Genomic DNA, 18,904 nt, shown 5'->3' with positions numbered 1-18,904 from the left:
TGGATCAGGCCTCCGCGGCCGTTCCCTCCGTCTCGTACACGTCCTCGTCCGCTTCCTCGCCCTCCTCCACCTCGGCCTCGCCCTCGGCGACGAACCCGACCAGCCACTCCTCCAACTCGTCGCGCAACCGGACCGTGGCCCCCAGCTGGCAGAGCACACCGATGGTGCTCAAGGTCACGCGGTGGATCAGGAGATACGCCGGCGGCAGGTTGAGCTGCTTGGCCAGCTGGTACGCGGGGGAGCGGGGGTCACCGATGCGGGCGGCCTGGCTCCGCATCCAGCCGCGGGTGAAGGTGAACGCGTCGACCCTGGCCGGCTCGATGATCGGAAGCAGGTACTCGAGAACGGCGTCGGGGGCCAGCTCTATCGACTCCTTGACGAAGCCCTCCGCGCAGAGCATCTCGTAGACGGCCTCCGCCTCGCCGTCCAGCGTCATGCGCAGGGCCTCGCCGATGGGTTCCGGCAGACCGCCCGGAAGGCGGTCGACCGTGCCGAAGTCCAGGACGCCCAGGCGCCAGTCGTCCTCGCCCTGGGGCCCGCCGGGCAGCAGCCGGAAGTTGCCGGGGTGCGGGTCGGCGTGCAGGAGCCCGGTGCGCGCGGGACCGGAGAACAGGAAGTGGGCCAGCAACTGACCCGCCCGGTCGCGCTGCTCCTGCGTGCCGTTCGAGATGATCTCCGACATCGGGATGCCGTCGATCCACTCGGTGATCAGCACCTGCTCGCACTGGTGGACGACGTCCGGTACCACGATGTCCGGGTCGTCGTCGAAGACCTCGGCATGCGTCCGCTGGGCCTGCGCCTCCAGGTCGTAGTCCAGCTCCTCCGAGACCCGGTCCTTCAGCTCCGTGATCAGCGGCTTGATGTCCATGCCGGGGACCAGCGGGCCGAGCAGGCGGGCGAAGCGGCTGAGCTGGTTCAGGTCGGACAGCAGTGCTTCACCGGCGCCCGGGTACTGCACCTTGACCGCCACCTCGCGGCCGTCCTGCCACACCCCCCGGTGCACCTGGCCGATCGAGGCGGCCGCGGCGGGCTTGTCCTCGAACTCCAGGAACAGCTCCTGCCAGTCCTCACCGAGCCGCTCCGCCAGCACGGAGTGCACGGTGCGCGTCGGCATCGGCGGTGCCGCCTCCTGCAGCTTGGTCAGCGCCGCACGATAGGGGCCGGCGACCTCCTCGGGCAGTGCCGACTCGAAGACGGACAGGGCCTGCCCGAACTTCATCGCCCCGCCCTTGAGCTCGCCCAGCACCTTGAACAACTGCTCCGCGGTGCGCTGCTGCAGCTGCTGGCCGACGATCTCCGCGGACTCGCCGACGATTCGCTTGCCCAGCCCCCAGGTGGCCCGCCCGGCGAAGCCGAGCGGGAGCGCGGCGAGCTTGGCGGTCCGGGTGACCGCCTTGCGCGGAAGATCAGACATGCGCCCTCCAAGTCCCAGCCGGCCGCGCCGGTTCCGCCTCGTGGCGTACTTCCGCTGACGGCCCTTGCCCAGCCATTGTCGCGCGCCACCCCCCGTCCTCGGGGATGTGTTCCTGCTTACCTTTCCGGGCCGCCCCGCAGGGGCACGAAGGGTGTGGCCGGACCGGCCGCACCTGCCATCGCAGGCCGGGCAGCGAGACCTCCCAGCGCGCTCCGGTGCCGGAGGGCGTCCTGCCGTCCAGGAAGGCGAGCGCCTGAGCCGCCGCGAACCCGGCGACGGTCGTCGCGAGAGCGAGGTCGCAGGGCGGTACCCGGTGCTGCCGGCCGGAGCGCCACTGCGCCACCAGCCGAGGAAAGGCGGGGTCCCGGTCCGTACGCTCCGCGTGCAGACATCCGGCGCACCCCGTCTCGCCGGGCAGGACCAGAGGGCCGACGACACCGGTTCCCTCCACGACACCGGCGTAGAGGTGGGGTGTGCCGGAGGCCATCAGGGATTCCGCGGCGGTGGGGTCGGGCGTGTGCACCGCGACGTCGTCGCGCGGTGCGACGATCACCAGGGAGAGGCCCGGGGCGCTCTCCTCGGGCGGTGTCGTCGGGCCTCGGCGGGGAGGCCGGCCGGGAGCGGCCCGGCGCACGAGGCGGCGGGCCGTCTCGTCCCGGCGGTCGCCGACCGTCTCGGCGGGCAGGCCGCCCGGAGCGACGTCCCACGGCTCGACGCGTCCGCCGTCGCGCACGTCGATCTCGCCGACGCCCGCGCCCGACAGCAGGCCGGCCAGCACCGCACCCACTCGTCCGGCGCCCCGCACACCCACCCGCAGGGCGCGTCGGGCGGCCAGGTGTCTGATCGCGTCGCCCGGTTCCGAGGTCGTCAGGGACAGCGAGGCCAGATCGGGGCGGAGTCGGTCGAGGACCTCCTTCTTCGCGCGCAGCGCGTCGGCGGCCGGCCCGCCGCCCCGGGAGTCGTCGAGCAGACCGGCCAGCGCCAGGCGCTCCACGACCCGGTCGACATGCCCGTCCGGCAGGTCCATGCGGTGCCCCGCCTCGCGCAGCAGCGCCGGGCCACGGGTGCCGTTGAGCAGTTCGAGGAAGCTGCCCGTCGCCGTGTCCACCGGTGCCAGGGTCAGCGCGTGCGCCGGAGTCATGCCGAACTGCACGGTGTTCAGATCGCGCCAGCCGCGCCTGAGCGCGGGCTTCACCATCGGATGCATTGCCAGGTCCCCCGTATGTCTCGCGGTGTCCGTGTGCGGGCCCGCCGTCGGCCGCGAATCCGCCGGCGAGTGCCAGCATGCCCGGCTGCGCGGAGAGGCGCCGAAAGTTGTCCACAGGCGGTGGGTATTCGTCATACGAATCAGCCGCCCGTCTCCCAGGACGAGTGGTGGATCGGCACCGATGCGTCCCGGAGCCGGGACTTCCCCGTGTGCAGCGGGTAACGTCGTGGCGTGTCCGCCGACCCACTGCACCGCGCCGGGGCACCCCCGCGCACACCGACGAATCCAGCGCCGAGCGGCCCGGGGACGAGCCCGATCGAGGTGCGCAGAAGCGCCCGGCGACGCCGGACGGTCTCCGCGTACCGGGAGGGTGATCGCACCGTCGTGCTGATCCCCGCCCGGATGTCCGAGGCCGAGGAGCAACGCTGGGTGAGCGTCATGCTGGACAAGCTGGCCGCCCAGGAGAGCAAGCGCGTCCTGGGCGACGCCGAGCTGGCCGAGCGCGCCGAGCGCCTGTCGGGCCAGTACTTCGAGGGCCGGGCCCGGCCCGCCTCGGTCCGCTGGGTCACCAACCAGAACACCCGCTGGGGCTCGTGCACCCCGTCCGAGGGAAGCATCCGGCTGTCGCACCGCCTCCAGGGCATGCCCGAGTACGTCGTCGACTACGTCCTCCTGCACGAGCTGGCGCACCTGCTGGTCCCCGGGCACGGGCCCCGGTTCTGGCGGCTCCTGGAGGCGTATCCGCGGACCGAGCGAGCCAGGGGCTACCTGGAGGGTGTGGTCGCCGCGGACCGGCTGCCGCACGTTCCCGGAGCCCGCAGCGAGTAAGCCCGTGCGGCCCCGAAGGGGGTCCGACACGGTCGCGCACGGGTTTCGTACCGGGTCTGTACCGACTTCCTCCGGTGTCCGTGTTTGCCGTTAGCCTGTCGCGACGCACTCACATTCGGATGGGGGACGGTCGTAACGCATGGCCAGGGAATTTCAACGCGGCCACAAGGCCAGGATCAGTGACCTCACCTCGGGCACGGATCTGTACGTAGGTGTGCAGATCTCCGGCCCCGGGCTGAACTTCGACATCAGCTGCTTCGGTCTCGACGCCGACGAGCGGTTGTCGGACGACCGGTACTTCGTGTTCTTCAACCAACCGAAGACCCCCGAGGAGTCCATCCAGCTCCTGGGTGCGCAGGCGGGTGACACCGAGTCCTTCCGGGTCACCCTCGACAGGATCCCGCAGCAGATCCAGAAGCTCTCCTTCACCGCGACGATCGACGGCGCGGGACAGATGTCGCAGGTGGGGCCCGGATACATCCGGATCGTCGCGGGCGGCGAGGAGGTGGCCCGGTACCCGTTCAGCGGTTCGGAGTTCTCCACCGAGCGCGCCGTGATGCTGGGCGACTTCTACCTGAAGGACGTGTGGCGCTTCGCCGCCGTCGGGCAGGGCTTCGACGGCGGTCTCGACGCGCTGCTGAAGAACTTCGGCGGCGAGGTGGCCGAGGACGAGGCTCCCGCACCGCAGCAGGCCCCGCAGCCGCAGGCCGGTGCCGCCCCGGGCTTCGCCCCGCCCGCCCAGGCCGCGGCGCCGCCGGCCTTCGGCGCGCCCGCCGCCCCGGCTCCCGCGGCCCCCGCCCCGGCTCCCGTGCCGCAGCCCGCACCGCAGGGCTTCGCCCCGCCGCCGGCCGCCCCGCCGCCACCGGCTCCCGTCCCGGCGCCCGGGCCGGACGTGCACGCCGCGCAGACCATCGTCGCGCCCATGAACACGCCGCCCGGCGGTGCCCCGGTGCCGCCCCCCGCCCCGGCGCCCGCGCCGTACGGCCAGCCGGGCCAGCCCGGCCAGCAGCCGCCCTACGGCCAGGTCCCCGGCCAGACCGCACCGCCGCCCCCCGGCTACGGCCAGCCGCAAGCCCCCCAGGCCCCGGCCCCGCCGCCCGGCTACGGCCAGCCGACCGCGCCTCCCGGTTACGGACAGCAGCCAGGCCCGCCCGCGGGCTACGGCCAGCCGGCGCCCCCGCTCGGGTACGGGCAGCAGCCTCCCCAGGGCATGCCCCAGGGTGCGCCGCAGGGCGCCGGTGTGACCGCTGCGCTCCAGCAGTTCCGGGAGACCCCGACCGGCCAGCGCTGGACCCAGCAGAACAAGAAGCTGGTACGCGTCGACCTCGGCGCGGAAGGCCAGCCCGTCCTCGCCCGCCAGGGCAGCATGGTGCTCTACCAGGGCAAGGTCGACTTCAGCTACAAGGGCGCCGGATTCGCCGGCCGGGTCGTGGGCAACGCCACCGGCCAGGAGATGCAGCTGATGCGCTGCACCGGGAAGGGACAGGTGTTCCTCGCGGAGAACTCCGCGATGCTGCACCCCATCGAGCTCCAGGGCGACGCCGTCTGCGTCTCCGCGGAGAACGTCCTGGCCTTCGACGAGAGCCTCCAGTACGAGGTCCGCCGCATCGAGGGCCACGGCATCCCGGGCGGCGCGCTGTTCACGATGCAGTTCCAGGGCACCGGCACGGTCGTCGTCAAGACGCGCGGTGTGCCCGTGGTGCTGCCGGTGACGCCCACGACCTTCGCGGACTGCAACGCCGTGGTCGCCTGGTCCGCCGCCGCCCAGGTGGTCGTCTCCAGCCAGGTGCGGATGCGCCGCAACTCCTACGCGGGCGACACGGGCGAAAGCGTCAACCTGCAGTTCCGGGCCGCGCCCGGCAGCTTCGTCGTCGTCCAGCCGTACGAGATCTGAGGGAGAGCCCGACATGAACCAGCCGCTCGCGGGCTACGCCCCCGCTCCTGCCGGCGCCCGCATGGAGAACCACGGCAACCACATGCTGAAGGTCGCCATGCAGACCGGAAACGACCTCCTCGCGCGCGTGGGCTCGATGACCGCCTACGAGGGCTTCGTCCAGTACGAGCCGAACCCGCCGGCCGTCCGCCAGATCGCCAAGGACTGGATGACCGGTGAGGGCGCGCCCCTGATGAAGTGCTCCGGCGACGGGCTGCTCTACCTCGCCGACTACGGTGCCAACGTCGTCGTGATCAACCTCAACGGCGACGGGATCTCCGTCAACGCCACCAACCTGCTCGCCTTCGACGCCCACCTGACGTGGGGCGTGGAGCGCGTCAAGGGCCTGGCGAAATTCGCCGGGCAGGGCCTGTGGAACACGAAGATCTCCGGACAGGGCTGGGTCGCGCTCACCTCCCGGGGCAAGCCGATCGTGGTCGACTGCGGCGGCGGCGAGGACGAGACCTACGTCGACCCGGACGCGCTCGTGGCCTGGTCCCCGAACCTCAAGGTGAAGGGCAAGCGCAGCTTCAAGGCGCAGTCGCTGATCGGCCGCGGCAGCGGCGAGGCCTTCCAGATGGCCTTCTCCGGTCAGGGCATCGTCGTCGTCCAGCCCAGCGAGGACAGCACCGACCGCCTCCGGGTCCGGGGCTGAGGGGGAGCCAGAACATCATGCAGAGCCCGATTTTCGCCTACAATGACCAGCAGACCCAGGAAGCCTGGAGCCTGCAGAACAAGCACATGCTCCGTGTCGCCCTGACGGGCCACGACGACGTGCTCGCCCGCAAGGGCACGATGGTCGCCTACCAGGGGCTCGTCGAGTTCGACGCCGAGTACCAGAGCAACAGCCAGTCGCGCTCGCGTGCGCACACCGGCGAGGGCCTGGACCTGATGCGCTGCCACGGGCAGGGCACGGTCTACTTCTCCAACCTCGCCCAGTGCGTCCACGTCGTGGACGTCGACCAGGACGGCCTCACCGTCGACAGCAGCTACGTGCTCGCGATGGACTCGAACCTGCACCACGAGGTCATCGCGGTGGACAGCCTCTACGGCATCTCCGGCTCGGGGAAGTACCAGCTCAACATCACGGGCCGCGGAAAGGTCGCCCTGATGACCTCGGGCTCGCCGCTGTTCATGCAGGTGACACCCGACAAGTACGTCAACTGCGACGCCGACGCGATCGTGGCCTGGTCCACCGGTCTGCGCGTGCAGATGCAGGCCCAGACGCACTCCTCCGGGGTGTGGCGGCGCCGCGGGAACACCGGTGAGGGCTGGGAGCTGAGCTTCATGGGCAGCGGCTTCGCGCTCGTCCAGCCCAGCGAGCTGCTGCCGCCGCAGAACGCCCAGGTCGGGCAGGGCCTCGCCGCGCAGTACGGCATGGGGCAGCACGGGGCCCGCGGTCAGAACCAGGGCAACGTCTGGAGCTGAGCCGCCCGGCCGCCACGGTCCGGTAAGGGGTGATCGCCATGGCGGCCACCCCTTACCGGTCACAGGCGGGCGCGGGTCGCCTCCAGCAGGCGTACGACCGAGTCGTCGGCCACGTCCGCGACCTCGGCGTAGGGGAACCAGCGCAGGTCGAGCGACTCGTCACTGATCGCCTCCACGGCACCCGGGGGAGCCACGGCCGCGTACTGCACGTCCAGGTGCCAGGCGCAGGGCGTGTGGTGCCGGTCCAACCGCACGGGGCCGCCGGCCAGCAGGGCCAGTCCGGCGATGCCCGACTCCTCCGTGCCCTCGCGCAGGGCCGCCCGGGCCAGCGTCTCGTCCACCGGCTCGCAGTGACCGCCCATCTGCAGCCACATGCGCAACTTCTTGTGCAGGGTGAGCAGGACCCGCTCGCGCGACGGATCGATCACCAAGGCGCTCGCCGTGACGTGTCCGTCCGCGCACGCCTTCCACATCCCGTCCGGGTGCGTCGCGAGATGGTCCAGGTAGACCTGCCGCAGCTCGTCCTGGCCCTCGTACGCCTTCAGGAACAGGACCGCGTCGTCGTGGAGGCTCACTCGCCGTCGTCGCCCTTGGGCTCGTCCCGGTCGGCGGACCGGTTCTCGCCCCGGTCGCCCTCGTCCTTCTTCTTCAGATCGGGCTTGCCCGCCGCCTCGCCGAGCATCTTGTCCAGCTCGGAGAAGTCGAGCTGCTCACGGTGCACGAAGCCGTCCGGGTCGTCCAGGTCGGTCGCGGTCGGCAGCATGTCCGGGTGGGCCCACAGCCCGTCCCGGCCGTCGACACCGTGCGCGTCCGTCAGGGACGCCCACAGGCGGGAGGCGTCGCGCAGCCGGCGCGGGCGCAGCTCGAGACCGATCAGCGTCGCGAACGTCTGCTCGGCGGGACCGCCCGAGGCGCGACGGCGGCGCAGCGTCTCGCGCAGCGCGTCGGCGGAGGACAGGCGCGGCTTCGCGGCGGTGTGCACCACCGCGTCCACCCAGCCCTCGACGAGCGCGAGAGCGGTCTCCAGCCGGGCCAGGGCCGCCTTCTGCTCCGGCGTGTCCTCCGGCTGGAACATGCCCTGCTGGAGAGCCTCCTGCAGCTGCTCGGGGTTCTGCGGGTCGAACTGGCCGACCACGTCCTCCAGCTTGGCCGTGTCGACCTTGATCCCACGGGCGTAGCCGTCGACGGCACCGAACAGGTGCGAGCGCAGCCACGGCACGTGCGCGAAGAGGCGCTGGTGGGCGGCCTCGCGCAGCGCCAGGTACAGCCGCACCTCCTCCTGGGGCACACCGAGGTCCTTGCCGAACGACTCGATGTTCGCCGGCAGCAGCGCGGCCTTGCCCGCCGGGCCGAGCGGCAGACCCACGTCGGTCGAGCCGACGACCTCGCCGGCGAGCACGCCGACGGCCTGCCCGATCTGCGTGCCGAACATGGCGCCGCCCATGGACCGCATCATGCCGATCAGCGGGCCGGCCATGGCCTGCATCTCCTCCGGCAGCACGTCGCCCATGGCGTTGCCGACGCGCTCGGCGACCGGGTCGACCAGCTCGCGCCACGCGGGCAGGGTCGCCTCGACCCACTCCGCGCGGCTCCAGGCCACGGCGGTACCCGCGCCCGACGGCAGGGCCGTCGCGTCGTCCAGCCACAGATCGGCCAGGCGCACCGCCTCCTGGACGGCATTGCGCTCGGCGGGACCGACGCTGGCGTCCTTGCGGCCGTCCGGCGTGCCCTGGGAGACCGTCTGGCGGGCGATCTGCTTGGCCATGTCCCAGTTCACCGGGCCGCCCTCGTAGGAGAGCATCTGGCCCAGCTGCTGGAACGCGGCGCCCAGGTCGTTGGGGTTCATGGAACCGAACATGGCAGCGAACGGGTTGTCCGCGCCGGGGCCGCCCAGGCCTCCGGCTCCGGACATCCCGAAACCGAACGGGTTGGCCGGTCCCTGACCACCGCCGCTCTGCTGGTCCTTCTTCTTGCCCTCGTCGCCGTCGTCCGGCTCCTCCGGCGGAAGGCCGAATCCGAATGGGGTGTCACTCACGGGGTTCCTCGGCTGGTAGGGCCGCCGGTTCTTTCCGGCGGCACGGCTGCCCGACTTCACCACCCAGCGTAGACACCCGAAGCCGATCGGGCCTCGGTGCTTCGCCGACTGACGGCCTGCGGCAGGATGGATGCCACCTGGTACGCACGCGTCGCTCGCGCTCGTACTGAAGACAACCTCTGGAGACGCCCGGTGAGTTCCCCAGATCCGCAGGTTCGCGCAGCGCGAAACCAGTCAACCAGCTCCGCACGCCCCGGCGCGCGCGGACCCGTCGTCGCGGTCACCGGCGCCGCGTCCGGGGTGGGGGCACTGCTCACCGCGCGGCTCGCCGCGTCCGACGAGGTCAGACAGGTCGTGGCCATCGACGAGCGGCGCGGCGGGTGCGAGGCGGCGCAGTGGCAGATCCTGGACGTACGGGACCCGGCCATCGCCGAGAAACTGCGTGGTGCGGACGTCGTGGTGCACCTGGCGCTCGACCTCGACCTGGAGACCGACGCGGCCGCCCGGACGGCTTACAACGTCCGGGGGACGCAGACCGTCCTGACCGCCGCCGCGGCGGCCGGCGTGCACCGGGTGGTGCTGTGCACCTCCGCGATGGTCTACGGCGCACTCCCGGACAACGAGCTGCCGCTGTCCGAGGACGCCGAGCTGCGTGCCACGGCCGAGGCCACGGGTGTCGGAGACCTGCTGGAGATCGAGCGGCTCGCGCGGCGCGCACCCCGGGCCCACCCCGGCCTGAACGTCACCGTGGTGCGGCCCGCCGTACTGGTCGGAGGCATGGACACCGCGCTGACCAGGTACTTCGAGTCACCCCGACTGCTGGTCGTGGCCGGATCGCGGCCCGCCTGGCAGTTCTGCCACGTCGACGACCTGTGCAGTGCCCTGGAGTACGCCGTCCTGGAGAAGGCCGACGGAGAGCTGGCCGTCGGGTGCGACGGCTGGCTGGAGCAGGAGGAGGTCGAGGAGCTCAGCGGCATCCGGCGGATGGAGCTGCCCTCCGCGGTCGCGCTCGGCGCGGCGGCCCGGCTGCACCGGATCGGCCTGACGCCCTCCCCGGCCGGGGACCTGGCGTACACGATGTACCCCTGGGTCGTCAGCGGCAGCCGCCTGCACGATGCCGGATGGCGTCCGAAGCACACGAACGAGGAGGTCCTGGCGGAGCTGCTCGAGGAGGTCTCGGGCCGGCACACGGTCGCCGGCCGGCGTCTCGGGCGCAAGGACGCGACGGCGGCGGGCGCCGCGGGCGCGACGGTGGCGCTGCTGGGCGCGGCCGCGGTGGTGCGTCGCGCGCGCAAGGCACGGCGCCGCATCTGAGGACAATCCCGGGGGGCGGCTGCCTCTGTAGGAGGCTCCAACGCGGCACGCGCGCGTGCCGGGCGATCACGCTATTCCGCGTCGTCGGCGCCGTGGGGCACGATGGGCGCATGGCAACCACGAACGACCACCCCGGCGAGCGGGCCGCAGCGGACCCCGTGAAGCTGATCGGCATCCGTGAGACGCCCCTGTCCGTGGACGAGGTCTTCGGCGCGGTCGGGGACGACGCGTCGGGCGGCACCGCGCTGTTCGTGGGGACCGTGCGCAACCACGACGGCGGCACCGACGTCGACCGGCTCGGGTACTCGTGCCACCCGAGCGCCGAGGCGGAGATGCGCCGGATCGCGGAGAAGGTCGTCGCGGAGTACCCCGTACGGGCGCTCGCGGCACTGCACCGTGTGGGTGACCTTGAGGTCGGGGACCTCGCGGTGGTCGTCGCCGTGTCCTGCCCGCACCGGGGCGAGGCCTTCGACGCCTGCCGCAAGCTGATCGACGACCTCAAGCACGAGGTGCCCATCTGGAAGCACCAGACGTTCTCCGACGGAACCGAGGAATGGGTGGGCGCGTAGCGCCTTCGCCGGGACACACCTCCGGTTGCGTAACCCGCCCCCCGGCGTGAGCGTTGTCACTGCGAATGGTTAATCTGCTGATCAGTCAGTCGCGGACACTCATGGGGTTGGGAGGTCGGCATGGGAGCGCTTGCCTGGTTGCTGATTCCACTGGTGGCCGCTGTCGGTGCGGGCCTGTGGGGAAGCTGGGCAAACCGGACCCGCAGGGCGCGGAGCGACGGCCCCGAGCTGGACGGGTACGCCCGGTTCCGTGAGGCCATGGAGAAGCCCCGCACGGGTGCCTGACCGCCGCCCGACGGCCGTCCGGCGACGGCCGCCCTGACGGTGTTCCGACAGCCGCGTCCCGTACTGTCGTGCCATGCCACGCCGCACCGCGACGATGCTCGCCTCCACCCTGATGCTGATCGCGCTCCTGTGCGCGGGTGTTTTCATCCCCGTGCCGTACTCGGAGATGTCGCCCGGGCCGACGGTGAACACCCTCGGGGACCACGACGGCGAGCCGGTGCTCCAGATCTCCGGTCACAAGACCTACGAGGCGAGCGGTCATCTGAACATGACCACCGTCCGGGTCACCAGCGCCGAGTACCGGATGAACCTCGTGGAGGCCGTCTACGGCTGGCTGGCACACGACAACAGCGTGGTGCCGCACGAGACCCTCTACCCGGACGGCAAGACCGAGGAAGAGGCCACCCAGGAGAACGCCGAGGAGTTCAGCCAGTCCCAGGAGAGCGCGAAGGTCGCCGCCTTGAAGGCGCTCGACATCCCGGTGAAGTCCTGGGTGGTCGTCTCCGCGGTCGTCAAGGACTCCCCGTCGCAGGGCCGGCTGCACGCCGGCGACGTGATCAAGGCCGTGGACGGCACGACCGTCAAGAAGCCCGCGGACGTCGCCGAGCTGGTGACCAAGCACGAGCCGGGACAGGACACCGTCTTCACGATCGTGCCCGCCAAGGAGCAGGCCGCCGCGGAGAAGGAGGGCCGGACGGCGACGAAGACCCAGAAGATCACCATCAGGACCGAGACCTCCCAGGACGCGGGCGCGCAGCGCGCCGTCGTCGGGATCTCCGCCGGAACCGACCACACGTTCCCGTTCGAGATCGACATCAAGCTGGCCGACGTCGGCGGCCCGAGCGCCGGTCTGATGTTCGCCCTCGGCATCTACGACAAGCTCACCCCCGGCGACCTCACCGGCGGCAAGTTCGTCGCCGGCACCGGGACGATCGACGACAACGGCAAGGTCGGCCCGATCGGCGGCATCGGCATGAAGACCATCGGCGCGCACGACAAGGGCGCCCAGTACTTCCTGACGCCCGCGGACAACTGCGCGGCGGCCGCCGAGGACACCCCCGACGGGCTCACCCTCGTGAAGGTGGACACCATCGACGACGCCCTCGGCGCGCTCAAGGACATCCGTTCCGGAAAGACCGCCGACCTGCCGAAGTGCACGCGGGGGTAGCCCCCGCACAGCCGTCCCGCGTCCGGCGGGACTACTCCTCGAAGGTCGCCGTCAGCGCCGCGGCCAGACCCGGCACCAGGTCGGAACCGGTCAGGACCTCCGTGGCCGTGTCCTTCTCCCGCAGCCGCAGGGCCGAGTCGCGGCTGCCGTCGCGCAGGACCGCGACCGTCATGCGGACCTCCTGACGGTCCGGGTGCTCCGCCACCCACTGCGCGAGTTTCTTCTCGTTCAGGCCCGAAGGCACCTGGGCCTCGGCCGAGGGCGGCAGCATCAGGCGCTCCACGGCGAGCGCGCAGCCGACCACGGAGTCGGGCCAGGCGATGGTGCCCAGGAACTCGTCGAGCGCCTGGTCCGTTGGAATTTCGTCCTGCTCGATCGGGGTGAGGCCGGAGGACTCCGGCTCCTCCCGCAGACCGAGCCGGTCCGCGAGCGAGGGCTGGTCGGCCCGCAGCCGTGCGGTGTCGACAAGTGCAAAGAGGCGTGCGGGCTGGTCCCAGCCGAGGCCGGAGACGTACTCGTCGATCTCGAGTACGGCCCGGGTGAGGGGGCTCGCTGCCATGGGGGTGTTGGACATGGTCACAATCCTGCCTCGTTCATGGCCGGAATCGGGAACCGAGTAAACGATGAGTAAGTTGCATAAGTGTGGGCCCGCGATCACGGGGGCGCACGGGGGGCCCGCGAACCCGAGGGCCTGACGGATCAACAGCGAACTTCGAGGTGCGCACCTTGGCTTTCCAGATGCCGGACCGCGGCGGAGGCCCCCCGACGGGGCCGCGGATCAGAGTGGGCCGCCCGTCCCGGCGTGTCCGAACCCTGCTGCTGACACTTGGTGTCCTCGCCGTGCTCGCCATGGCGTTCACCATGTTCGCGGGATTCTGGACGGACTGGCTCTGGTACAGGTCGGTCCACTACTCGTCGGTGTTCACGACGACCCTGTGGACCAAGATCGGTCTCTTCTTCGTCTTCGGCCTGCTGATGGCGCTCGCCGTCGGGTTCAACATCTGGTTGGCCCACCGCCTGCGCCCGCCGCTGAGCGCCATGTCGATGGAGCAGCAGAACCTCGACCGGTACCGGATGGGCATCGCCCCGTACAAGAAGTGGCTGCTGCTCGGCATCACCGCCCTGGTCGGCCTGATCGCCGGCGCCTCGGCGTCCGGCCAGTGGCGGACCTGGCTGATGTGGGTCAACGGCGTGCCCTTCGGGCAGAAGGACCCCCAGTTCAAGCTGGACGTCTCCTTCTACGCCTTCGACCTGCCCTGGTACCGGTTCCTGCTCGGCTTCGGCTTCGCAGCCGTGATCATCTCCGTGATCGCCGCCGCGCTGACCCACTACCTGTACGGCGGACTCCGCGTCACCAGCCCGGGCGCGCGCGCCACGGCGGCGGCCACCGGGCACCTCTCGGTGCTCCTCGGAGTCTTCGTCGCCCTCAAGGCGGTCGCCTACTGGCTCGACCGGTACGGCCTCGCCGTGAAGTCCAGCGACTTCAAGGCCACCGACAACTGGACGGGCCTCAGGTACGTCGACGCCAACGCCTACCTGCCGGCCAAGACGATCCTGTTCTGCATCGCGGTCATCTGCGCCCTGCTGTTCTTCGCCACCCTGTGGCGGCGCACCTGGCAGCTGCCCGTGATCGGCTTCGGCCTGATGGTGCTCTCCGCGATCCTCATCGGCGGCCTGTACCCGGCACTGGTCCAGAAGTTCCAGGTCCAGCCGAACGAGCAGGCCAAGGAAGCGCCGTACGTCGAGAAGAACCTCGCGGCCACGCGCGACGCGTACGGCATCGAGGGCACCCAGGTCGCCGAGTACCCGGGCAAGAGCGAGACCAAGGATAAGACCAAGCTCCGTGACGACGCGGACGCCGCGGCCTCCGTCCGGATCATGGACCCGAACATCATCTCGCCGACGTTCCAGCAGCTCCAGCAGATGCGTAACTACTACGCGTTCCCGACCAACCTGGACGTCGACCGCTACGCGAAGGACGGCAAGGACCAGGACACGGTCATCGGTCTGCGCGAGCTGAACCTGGCGGGCATCCCGAAGAAGAACTGGATCAACAACCACTTCCGCTACACCCACGGCTACGGCGTGGTCGCGGCGAAGGGCACCCAGGTCGACTCCGAGGGACGCCCGGTCTTCACCGAGTCCAATCTGCCGTCCGAGGGCGACCTCGGAAAGTACGAGCAGCGGATCTACTACGGCGAGAAGACCACCACCTACTCGATCGTCGGCGGTCCCCAGAAGGAGATCGACTACTCCGACGACACCGGGGAGAAGACCTTCAGCTACAAGGGCGACGGCGGCGTCGACCTGTCCAACCCGATCAACCGGGCGGCGTACGCGGCCGCGTTCAGCGAGCCGCAGATCCTCTACTCCGGCGCGATCGGCGACGGTTCGCGGATCCTCTACAACCGCACGCCCAAGGAGCGCGTCGAGGCGGTCGCCCCCTGGCTGACCATCGACGGCGACGCGTATCCGGCGGTGGTGGACGGCCGCATCCAGTGGATCGTCGACGCGTACACGACGACGAACGGCTATCCGTACGCCTCCCGTACGACGCTCGGCGACACCACGGCCGACTCGCTGACCGCCAACAACAACTCGCGCGCGGTGGTGGCCCAGCAGAACCAGGTCAACTACATCCGCAACTCCGTGAAGGCGACCGTCGACGCGTACAGCGGTGACGTGAAGCTCTACGAGTGGGACACCCAGGACCCGGTCCTGAAGACCTGGAAGAAGGCGTTCCCGGGCACGGTGCAGGACAAGGGCGAGATCTCCAAGGAGCTGATGGCCCACCTGCGCTATCCGCAGGACCTGTTCAAGGTCCAGCGCGAGCTGCTCACGCGCTACCACGTGAAGGACGCCAACACGTTCCTCAGCGGCAGCGAGGTGTGGCAGGTGCCGGACGACCCGACCAATAAGTCGGGCGACGCGGTGCCGCCGTACTACCTGAGCATGAAGATGCCGGACCAGAAGGCGCAGGCGTTCTCGCTGACGACGACGTTCACACCCAACGGGCGTGACAACCTCAGCGCGTTCATGGCGGTCGACGCCGAGGCGGGCACCAGCGACTACGGCAAGATCAGAATCCTGAAACTGCCGACGAGCACGACCGTCGACGGGCCCAAACAGGTACAGAGCCAGTTCAACTCCGAACAGGACATCGCCGAGTCCATCAGGCTGCTGAGAGGCGGCGACTCGGAGGTGGAGTACGGCAACCTGCTGACGGTGCCGCTGGACGGCGGACTGCTGTACGTCGAGCCCGTCTACGTGCGCGGTGGCGACCTCAAGTACCCGCTGCTGCGCAAGGTTCTGGTGAGCTACGGGGGCAACACCGCCTTCGAGAACACGCTCGACGCGGCCCTCAACAAGGTCTTCGGAGCGCAGGCCGCCGAGACCGAGCAGCCACCGGACGAGGGCGACGACACGACCGAGCCGCCACCGACGTCCACCAACCCCACGGTCCGGGAAGCGCTGAGCGACGCGCAGAAGGCCTTCGACGCCGGGCAGAAGGCCCTGGAGCAGAAGGACTTGGCCGCGTACGCCGAGGCGCAGAAGGACCTCGAGGAGGCACTCCAGCGGGCCGAGGACGCACAGGCCAAGGCCGACCAGGGCGCCGGCGGCAAGAACGGCGACGACAAGAACGCCGGTGACAAGAACAGCGGTGACAAGGCCGGGAGCGACAAGGCCGGTCCGGACGCGACACCGACCGGTGATGCCGGTGGCGGAGCGGACACCGGCTGACCGTCCGGTCGCATCGGACCGTTGTTCCAGCTGGTCAAAGCCCATCCCGCGCCGTGCTAGGGTTGTGAACACAACGGCGCGGGGTGGAGCAGCTCGGTAGCTCGCTGGGCTCATAACCCAGAGGTCGCAGGTTCAAATCCTGTCCCCGCTACTGAAGTCGTGAGCTGTGTGCGAGCGACCACGAAGGCCCGGATTCCCACAAGGAATCCGGGCCTTCGTGATGTGCGAACGCATGTACCGGAGAACGCGACGGCCGCGCCGCCAAGGGGAGTTGGGCAGATCTGTGTTTGACTTGTCTCCCTGTGGGCATGTCGACAAAACGCTGAAGTGACCTCACTGACTGCGGTATACCGGATGTACCGAGGTTGCGGGTGGTGCGACGATGAACGTTATGGGGGACATGGCAAATCTGTTCGGGACAGGGCGTTTTGCGCAGCCTTCCGGTCAGCTTTCCGGTCAGGAGGAGGCCACGGACGAGGCTCAGGAAGCCGCCGACGAGGCCGCCGAGGAAGTGCGCCTGCGGCTCGCCGTCGACTGTGGTGACGTCGAGGCGATGAGCGTGCTCGGCGCGATGCTGCTGCGCCGTGGCGACTTCGACGCAGCCGAGTCGCACCTGCGTGCCGCCACCGCGGCCGGCGACCGGGCCGCCGCCAACAACCTGGGCGTCCTGCTGCACCAGCGCGGATACGCCGACGAGGCCGCCGGCTGGTGGCGCATCGCCGCCGTCGCCGGATCCGCCGCCGCCGCGCACGCGCTCGGCCGGCACTTCCGGGAACGCGGGGACGAGCCCGCCGCCGAGTACTGGCTGTGCCAGTCCGCGGAACAGGGGCACGTGCTGGGCGCCTACGCGCTCGCCGACCTGCTGGAGCACCGCGGCGACGACACCGGGTCCGAGCGGTGGATGCGGGCCGCGGCCGAACGCGGGCACCGGGAAGCGGCGTACCGGCTGGCGCGGACGCTGGACCGGCGGGCCGGGCGGGACGGCGACGACAAGGCCGCCGCACGCGCGGCCGACGAGGCCGAGCAGTGGTACCGGCAGGCCGCCGCGCGCGGTCACCGGCGCGGCGCGCTGCACCTGGGGACGATCCTGGAGAAGCGCGGCGAGCTCAAGGAGGCGGGCCGCTGGTACCTCACGTCCGCCAAGGACGGCGAGGCCCGCGCCGCCTGCGCGCTCGGCTTCCTGCTGCGGGACGCCGGGGACACCGAGAGCGCCGCCGTGTGGTGGCTGCGCGCCGCCCAGGACGGCGACGGCAACGCCGCCAACGCCCTGGGCGCGCTGCACGCCGAGCGCGGCGAGACCCAGACCGCGGAGCGCTGGTACCGGGCCGCGATGGACGCGGGCGACGACAACGGGGCGTACAACCTCGGGCTGCTCTGCGCCGAGCAGGGCCGCACCACGCAGGCCGAGCAGTGGTACCGGAGGGCCGCCTACGCCGGGCACCGGGAGGCCTCCAACGCGCTGGCCATCCTGCTGCTGCGCGCCGGGGACGAGAGCGGCGCCGAGCCGTGGTTCTCCAAGGCCGCCGAGGCGGGCAGCGTCGACGCCGCCTTCAACCTCGGGATCCTGCACGCCGGGCGGAGCGAGGAGCGGGCGGCGCTGCGCTGGTACGAGCGGGCCGCCGCCGCCGGGCACACCGAGGCGGCGCTCCAGGTCGGGATGGCGCGGCTGCGCGGCGGGGACGAGCAAGAGGCGGAGCGGTTCCTGCGCTGTGCGGCCGGGGGCGGCAGCGCGGAGGCCGCGTACCGGCTGGCGACGGTGCTGGACGCGCGTCGGCCGCCGGAGCCCGCGCACGAGCTGGGTGAGCCCGCGCAGGACAAGTCCGAGTGCGAGGAGTGGTACGAGCGGGCCGCCTCCCAGGGGCACCGGCGCGCGCAGGTGCGGGTCGGGATGCTCGCCGCGGCGCGGGGCGACGTGGTGGAGGCCGCGCGGTGGTACCGCGAGGCGGCCGAGGCCGGGTCCCGCAACGGTGCGTTCAACCTGGGGCTGCTGCTGGCCCGCGAAGGGAGCGAGCCCGAGGCCGTCGTGTGGTGGCGCAGGGCGGCCGACGCCGGGCACGGGCGGGCGGCGCTGCGGCTGGCGCTGGTCTGTGCGCGGCGGGGGGAGCTGGCAGAGGGGCAGCGGTGGGCGGACCTCGCGGTGTCGCTGGGGCCGCGGGAGGTGGGGGAGCGGGCGGCTCGGCTGCGGGACGCTTTGCGGCAGGAGCTGTCGGCGTGACGCGTCCCGCTTCGGGCGGCACCGGCACGATGGCCCGCAGCTGCGGCGGGGGACCGCCGAACGCGGTCAGGATGCACCTGGGGCCGGGATCCTTGCGGATCCCGGCCCCAGGCCTTCAGTAGCGGGGACAGGATTTGAACCTGCGACCTCTGGGTTATGAGCCCAGCGAGCTACCGAGCTGCTCCACCCCGCGTCGATGAATGGAACACTACGTCACGATGAAGACGTGAGGCAAATCCCTGCTCACGCCGCCGCGCAGTTCGGGCAGGTGCCGCGGTACGTCACCTCGACGTCCGACACCGTGAAGCCGAAGCGCTCCGAGTCGGGCAGGTCGGCCAGCGGGTTGCCGGTCGGGTGCACGTCGCGGATCGCGCCGCAGCGCGCGCAGACCAGGTGGTGGTGCGGCCGGTGCGCGTTCGGGTCGTAGCGCTTGGCGCGCTTGTCCGTCGCGACCTCCAGCACCTCGCCGAGCGAGACCAGCTCGCCCAGGGTGTTGTAGACCGTCGCCCGGGAGATCTCGGGGAGCTTGTCCACGGCCCGGGAGTGCACCTCGTCGGCCGTCAGGTGGACGTGTTCGCCGTCGAGGACCTCGGCCACGACCCGCCGCTGCGCGGTCATGCGCCAGCCGCGCCCGCGCAGCCGTTCCAAAAGGTCACTCATACACATCAGCCTAACAGCAAGGGGGACCAGGTCCCGAATGGGTGTGATTTTGGAGTCCTGCTCGAATTAGACACTGTCCATTGTGGGAACCGGGGCGGCATTGGCCA

Annotated in this window: 16 protein-coding genes and 2 tRNA genes; 11 read left to right on the top strand and 7 right to left on the bottom strand. The window is 71.1% G+C overall.

The window, feature by feature from the left end; translation table 11 throughout:
* Positions 1 to 4: 4 nt before the first annotated feature.
* On the bottom strand, positions 5 to 1,414 hold the full coding sequence (locus tag R2E43_RS12585; protein WP_189283871.1) for an ABC1 kinase family protein: 1,410 nt from the start codon (positions 1,412 to 1,414) through the stop codon (positions 5 to 7).
* Entirely contained in the window at positions 1,407 to 2,621 is a 1,215-nt protein-coding gene (locus R2E43_RS12580) for a TOMM precursor leader peptide-binding protein (protein ID WP_329430968.1), read from the bottom strand. The genes R2E43_RS12585 and R2E43_RS12580 overlap by 8 nt, the downstream gene beginning before the upstream one ends.
* Positions 2,622 to 2,852: 231 nt before the next feature.
* Between R2E43_RS12580 and R2E43_RS12575 the strand changes: the two genes are divergently transcribed.
* From R2E43_RS12575 to R2E43_RS12560, 4 genes are all read left to right on the top strand, one after another.
* Entirely contained in the window at positions 2,853 to 3,449 is a 597-nt protein-coding gene (locus tag R2E43_RS12575) for a M48 metallopeptidase family protein (protein WP_030867997.1), read from the top strand.
* Positions 3,450 to 3,588: 139 nt separating this feature from the next.
* Entirely contained in the window at positions 3,589 to 5,343 is a 1,755-nt protein-coding gene (locus tag R2E43_RS12570) for a TerD family protein (protein WP_332056203.1), read from the top strand.
* Positions 5,344 to 5,356: 13 nt separating this feature from the next.
* Entirely contained in the window at positions 5,357 to 6,037 is a 681-nt protein-coding gene (locus tag R2E43_RS12565) for an AIM24 family protein (RefSeq protein WP_003973780.1), read from the top strand.
* A 17-nt stretch (positions 6,038 to 6,054) separates the two neighbouring features.
* Positions 6,055 to 6,810 carry an AIM24 family protein gene (locus R2E43_RS12560; RefSeq protein ID WP_003973779.1) on the top strand — a complete coding sequence of 252 codons (756 nt, stop codon included), beginning with the start codon at positions 6,055 to 6,057 and terminating at the stop codon, positions 6,808 to 6,810.
* Positions 6,811 to 6,869: 59 nt separating this feature from the next.
* Here the strand turns inward: R2E43_RS12560 and R2E43_RS12555 are convergent, their stop codons facing one another.
* Positions 6,870 to 7,385: an NUDIX hydrolase gene (locus R2E43_RS12555; RefSeq protein WP_332056202.1), complete on the bottom strand. Its 516-nt coding sequence runs from the start codon at positions 7,383 to 7,385 to the stop codon at positions 6,870 to 6,872.
* Positions 7,382 to 8,845, bottom strand: a complete 1,464-nt coding sequence (locus tag R2E43_RS12550; RefSeq protein ID WP_003973777.1) for a zinc-dependent metalloprotease — start codon at positions 8,843 to 8,845, stop codon at positions 7,382 to 7,384. Before R2E43_RS12550 ends, R2E43_RS12555 begins: the two co-directional genes overlap by 4 nt.
* Before the next feature lie 192 nt (positions 8,846 to 9,037).
* Here R2E43_RS12550 and R2E43_RS12545 point away from each other — a divergent pair, with 192 nt between their 5' ends.
* The 4 genes from R2E43_RS12545 to R2E43_RS12530 all read left to right on the top strand — a co-directional run bounded on the left by R2E43_RS12545 (position 9,038) and on the right by R2E43_RS12530 (position 12,181).
* Complete coding sequence (locus tag R2E43_RS12545) at positions 9,038 to 10,159, top strand: SDR family oxidoreductase (protein WP_003973776.1); 1,122 nt, start codon at positions 9,038 to 9,040, stop codon at positions 10,157 to 10,159.
* A gap of 110 nt (positions 10,160 to 10,269) precedes the next feature.
* A complete protein-coding gene (locus R2E43_RS12540; protein ID WP_003973775.1) occupies positions 10,270 to 10,728 on the top strand; it encodes a molybdenum cofactor biosynthesis protein MoaE in 459 nt (152 codons plus the stop codon).
* 120 nt (positions 10,729 to 10,848) lie between these two features.
* Positions 10,849 to 11,013, top strand: a complete 165-nt coding sequence (locus tag R2E43_RS12535) for a hypothetical protein (RefSeq protein ID WP_003973774.1) — start codon at positions 10,849 to 10,851, stop codon at positions 11,011 to 11,013.
* A gap of 73 nt (positions 11,014 to 11,086) precedes the next feature.
* On the top strand, positions 11,087 to 12,181 hold the full coding sequence (locus R2E43_RS12530; protein ID WP_106517841.1) for a YlbL family protein: 1,095 nt from the start codon (positions 11,087 to 11,089) through the stop codon (positions 12,179 to 12,181).
* A 31-nt stretch (positions 12,182 to 12,212) separates the two neighbouring features.
* Here R2E43_RS12530 and R2E43_RS12525 read toward each other — a convergent pair whose 3' ends face one another.
* Positions 12,213 to 12,755 carry a PPA1309 family protein gene (locus R2E43_RS12525; RefSeq protein ID WP_016327233.1) on the bottom strand — a complete coding sequence of 181 codons (543 nt, stop codon included), beginning with the start codon at positions 12,753 to 12,755 and terminating at the stop codon, positions 12,213 to 12,215.
* A gap of 164 nt (positions 12,756 to 12,919) precedes the next feature.
* Between R2E43_RS12525 and R2E43_RS12520 the strand changes: the two genes are divergently transcribed.
* The 3 genes from R2E43_RS12520 (at position 12,920) to R2E43_RS12510 (ending at position 18,137) form a co-directional block, all read left to right on the top strand.
* Complete coding sequence (locus R2E43_RS12520) at positions 12,920 to 15,922, top strand: UPF0182 family membrane protein (protein ID WP_003973771.1); 3,003 nt, start codon at positions 12,920 to 12,922, stop codon at positions 15,920 to 15,922.
* A 77-nt stretch (positions 15,923 to 15,999) separates the two neighbouring features.
* A tRNA-Met gene (locus R2E43_RS12515) sits at positions 16,000 to 16,073 on the top strand.
* Positions 16,074 to 16,304: 231 nt separating this feature from the next.
* A complete protein-coding gene (locus R2E43_RS12510; protein WP_003973767.1) occupies positions 16,305 to 18,137 on the top strand; it encodes a tetratricopeptide repeat protein in 1,833 nt (610 codons plus the stop codon).
* A gap of 119 nt (positions 18,138 to 18,256) precedes the next feature.
* Here R2E43_RS12510 and R2E43_RS12505 read toward each other — a convergent pair.
* Both R2E43_RS12505 and R2E43_RS12500 read right to left on the bottom strand, forming a co-directional pair.
* Positions 18,257 to 18,330: transfer RNA gene (locus tag R2E43_RS12505), tRNA-Met, on the bottom strand.
* Positions 18,331 to 18,380: 50 nt separating this feature from the next.
* Positions 18,381 to 18,797 carry a Fur family transcriptional regulator gene (locus tag R2E43_RS12500; protein ID WP_003973766.1) on the bottom strand — a complete coding sequence of 139 codons (417 nt, stop codon included), beginning with the start codon at positions 18,795 to 18,797 and terminating at the stop codon, positions 18,381 to 18,383.
* Between the last annotated feature and the right edge of the window lie 107 nt (positions 18,798 to 18,904).

The sequence above is a fragment of the Streptomyces violaceoruber genome, assembly GCF_033406955.1.
In the GTDB taxonomy this organism is placed as follows: Bacteria; Actinomycetota; Actinomycetes; order Streptomycetales; family Streptomycetaceae; genus Streptomyces; species Streptomyces violaceoruber.
Note: the sequence above shows the minus strand (reverse complement) of the source record. Positions and strands in the feature narration are given on the sequence as shown.